This window comes from Stenotrophomonas sp. YIM B13575, from assembly GCF_042787595.1.
Taxonomy (GTDB): domain Bacteria; phylum Pseudomonadota; class Gammaproteobacteria; order Xanthomonadales; family Xanthomonadaceae; genus Stenotrophomonas; species Stenotrophomonas lactitubi_B.
In genome coordinates this window covers 1-2,313 of sequence record NZ_JBHZOP010000205.1, presented here as the reverse complement: position 1 = coordinate 2,313, position 2,313 = coordinate 1, and the positions used below count along the sequence as shown (strand labels likewise).

The 2,313-nt window shown below is 65.1% G+C and carries 1 protein-coding gene; it reads right to left on the bottom strand.

The genetic code is table 11. From position 1 onward, the window contains the following. Positions 1-107: 107 nt before the first annotated feature. A complete protein-coding gene (locus tag ACFX4F_RS21055; RefSeq protein WP_380658304.1) occupies positions 108-2,078 on the bottom strand; it encodes a M2 family metallopeptidase in 1,971 nt (656 codons plus the stop codon). Between the last annotated feature and the right edge of the window lie 235 nt (positions 2,079-2,313).

Genomic DNA, 2,313 nt, shown 5'->3' with positions numbered 1-2,313 from the left:
GCGCCGGGCCATGCCCGGCGAGCGCAGCGGTGTGATGAAAAGCCGCCGGGCATGGCCCGGCGCTACCGGATCAAAAGGGGCGGATCCTCGCGGACCCGCCCCTTCTTTCATTTCGCCGCCGCTGCCGGTGCCGCGCTGGCCTGCCAACCGCACATCTGGCCTTCGTTCTGCTGCTTCAACCAGGCATTGACCGGGCTGAAGTACTCGATCATCGGGCCGGCATCGAGCTTGTCCGAGCCGGTCAGTTCCTTCAGCGTGGCCTGCCACGGCTGGCTGGCGCCCTTGCTCAGCATCGCCCAGTACTTCTGCCCCGCTTCCTTGTTGCCGTAGAAGGTGCACTCGTGCAGCGGGCCCTTGAAGCCGGCGGCATCGCACAGGCCCTTGTAGAACTGGAACTGCAGGATGCGCGCCAGGAAGTAGCGGGTGTACGGGGTGTTGCCCGGCACGTGGTACTTGGCACCCGGGTCGAAGAACTCCTCGCCACGGGTGCTGGCCGGTGCCACGCCCTGGTACTTGGCCTTCAGGTCCCACCAGGCCTTGTTGTAGTTGTCCGCGGTGATCGAACCATCGAACACGCCCCAGCGCCAGCGGTCGATCATCAGCCCGAACGGCAGGAACGACACGCCCGACAGCGCCATGCGCATCTGGTTGTTGATGACCGCCTCGCGGCTTTCGGTCGGCGCGTCGACCAGCCCGATCGAGCTGAGGTACTTCGGCGTCATCGCAAGCACGATGGTGTCGCCGATCGCTTCATGGAAGCCATCGTTGGCACCGCCCTGGAACAGCGGCGGCAACGGGTTGTAGGCCAGGTCGTAATAGATGTGGCCCAGCTCGTGGTAGATGGTGGTGAAGTTCTCTTCGTTGGGCTTGATGCACATCTTGGTGCGCACGTCGCCTTCCATGTTCATGTCCCAGGCACTGGCGTGGCAGACCACGTCGCGGTCATCGGGCTTGATGAACTGGGTTTTGTCCCAGTACGACTGCGGCAACGACGGCATGCCCAGCGACACGTAGAAATCCTGCGCACGCTCGGTCATCTGCTTGGCGGTGCGCAGTTCGGCTTCGCGCTGCGCCTTGTACTGCGCGGCCACGTTCGCATCCTTGCCGGCCTTGGCCAGCGCCGCGCTCAGGTTGGTCTGGTACTGCTTTTCCAGCGCCGCGGTGATGTCCAGGCTGCCGGCGCCCGGGTACGGTTCCAGCTGGTCCCACAGGTTGGACCAGTCCTGCTGCCACATGTTGCCCATCAGGTGTGCGGCGATCAGGCCGTTGCCCACCTCGGCCTTGTCCTTGCCATAGGTCTTGTCCAGCTTGCCGCGCGCATAGCAGTGCAGCTGCTCGTACATCGGCTTGACCTGTTCCCACAGGCGATCGGTTTCCGGGCCGATCTGCTCCGGCGGCATGTCATAGCCACTGCGCCACATCTGCCCGGCATCGGTGAAGCCCATGCCCTTGGCACCTTCGTTCACCAGGCCGACGAACTTCTGGTAATCACCGCGCATGCTCTTGGTGGTGCTGTGCCAGCCCTGCCAGGCATCGAGCTGCTGGTCGTAATCGCGGCTGCGCGCCAGCACCTGCTCCAGCTCGCCCAGCTGGCGGCAGGAGTTCGGATCGTTGGCGTCGGTGCAGTACTTGCCTGCGCCGTAGCTGCCTTCCATGCGGGTGGCGATCTGGGTCAGCTCGGCCAGCTTGGCCGGGTCGCGCGGCGCCGGCATCGACGACATCAGCTTCAGCAGGTGGATCGCGCGCTTGCTGTCCTCGCTCATCGGCTTGCCGTCGAACGTGCCGGCCTGCTCGATCCAGCTGTTGAGCTGGGTCAGCGAACGCTCGTTGGCCTTGGCCGCGATGCGCTCTGAATCACTGTTGATGTAGGTGGAGGACAGCCACTGGGCCGAGGTCATCTCCGGGTAGGCCGCCTTGAATTCGGCATTGATGCGGGCCACGAACTGGTCAGCGGTTTCGCCGGCCGGTGCACTACTGCTGGCGGTATCGGTGCCTGGGGCAGCTTCCTTCTTGCAGGCGGCCAAGGCCAGCGTAGCGGCGGCGATTGCTGCGGCCAGCAGGAGATGACGGTGTTTCACGGGCGGTCCTTGGGTGGTGAACGACCGCCGAAGGCTAGTGGGCAGGGCTTGCCACCGCAAGTGGCGGAAGTCGGCCGGGCGGCGCCCGGCACCCGCAGAGGCCTTTAGGCAACGGCAAAAGCCGGAGCAACAGCAAGAGCGGGCCATCTGTGGTTTGGCGGGGTGGTGTGGGCTTGCAGGACACGCCGTAAACCCATCCATGGGGGCTCGATGGCGCCATCCATGGCGCCAACGG